Source organism: Microbispora siamensis (assembly GCF_016863095.1).
In the GTDB taxonomy this organism is placed as follows: domain Bacteria; phylum Actinomycetota; class Actinomycetes; order Streptosporangiales; family Streptosporangiaceae; genus Microbispora; species Microbispora siamensis.
The window spans coordinates 1-1,051 of the sequence record NZ_BOOF01000121.1; the positions used below are offsets into that span (position 1 = coordinate 1).

The window sequence follows — 1,051 nt, forward strand, 5'->3', positions numbered from 1 at the left end:
GGCCCAATCGGGTCTCGAAGAGATCTTCGAGGAGATCAGTCCCATCGAGGACTTCTCCGGAACCATGTCCCTGTCGTTCCGGGACCACAGGTTCGAGCCGCCCAAGTACTCAGTCGATGAGTGCAAAGACAAGGACATGACCTACTCCGCCCCGATGTTCGTCACGGCGGAGTTCATCAATAACACCACAGGTGAGATCAAGAGCCAGACGGTGTTCATGGGCGACTTCCCGCTCATGACGTCGAAGGGCACCTTCATCATCAACGGCACCGAGCGTGTCGTGGTCTCCCAGCTCGTCCGGTCCCCGGGTGTCTACTTCGACCGTTCGGTCGACAAGACCTCCGACAAGGACCTGTTCGGCTGCCGGGTGATCCCGTCGCGCGGCGCGTGGCTCGAGTTCGAGATCGACAAGCGCGACAGTGTCGGCGTGCGCATCGACCGCAAGCGCAAGCAGCCCGTCACCGTGCTGCTGAAGGCGCTCGGCTGGACCAGCGACCAGATTCTGGAGCGTTTCGGCCAGTACGAGTCGATGCGGGCGACCCTGGAGAAGGACCACACCTCCGGCCAGGACGACGCGCTGCTGGACATCTACCGCAAGCTGCGTCCGGGCGAGCCGCCGACCAAGGAGTCGGCGCAGGCGCTGCTGGAGAACCTGTACTTCAACCCGAAGCGCTACGACCTCGCCAAGGTCGGCCGTTACAAGATCAACAAGAAGCTGGGCGTCCAGGCCGACATCACCCAGGGCACGCTGACCGACGAGGACATCGTGTCCACCATCGAATACCTCGTCCGGCTGCACGCCGGTGAGGAGACGATGGGCCCGGACGGTTCGGTGGTCGTCGAGACCGACGACATCGACCACTTCGGCAACCGTCGTCTGCGCACGGTGGGCGAGCTGATCCAGAACCAGGTCCGCCTGGGCCTGGCCCGCATGGAGCGCGTCGTCCGCGAGCGCATGACCACCCAGGACGTCGAGGCGATCACGCCGCAGACCCTGATCAACATCCGCCCGGTCGTGGCGTCGATCAAGGAGTTCTTCGGCACCTCGCAG

1 pseudogene is annotated in these 1,051 nt (G+C 63.8%); it reads left to right on the plus strand.

Annotated elements, in window-relative coordinates:
* A pseudogene (locus Msi02_RS42735) lies at positions 1–1,051 on the plus strand (DNA-directed RNA polymerase subunit beta); the annotation flags it as partial.